Source organism: Halomonas sp. ND22Bw (assembly GCF_003011945.1).
Taxonomy (GTDB): domain Bacteria; phylum Pseudomonadota; class Gammaproteobacteria; order Pseudomonadales; family Halomonadaceae; genus Halomonas; species Halomonas halophila.
Map to the genome: position 1 here is coordinate 1 of NZ_PXWD01001926.1, position 230 is coordinate 230.

The following is a 230-nucleotide window of genomic DNA, read 5'->3' on the forward strand; positions in this document are numbered from 1 at the left end:
GTCGACAGCATCGAGAATACGGTCTCGCCGATCGGGTCCTTCGGGTCGTGCACGACACCGTCGAACATCAACAACACGTCACGCCGTGACAGGTCAGAAGTGATATCTGAAAGGTCCGGCACCGACCGAGCCAGCCGGTCGAGCGAGGTGACGACCAAAGTGTCTCGCGCAGATACCGCGGCGAGTGCTGCCGCGAGTGCCGGCCGCGGCCGATCGATACCGCTCAGTCC

At 63.5% G+C, this 230-nt stretch carries 1 protein-coding gene; it reads right to left on the reverse strand.

Features of this window, described 5'->3' with window-relative positions:
• Positions 1-230 (reverse strand): recombinase family protein (locus CVH10_RS25000; protein ID WP_219925139.1); only part of this gene is annotated, 230 nt, incomplete at both ends.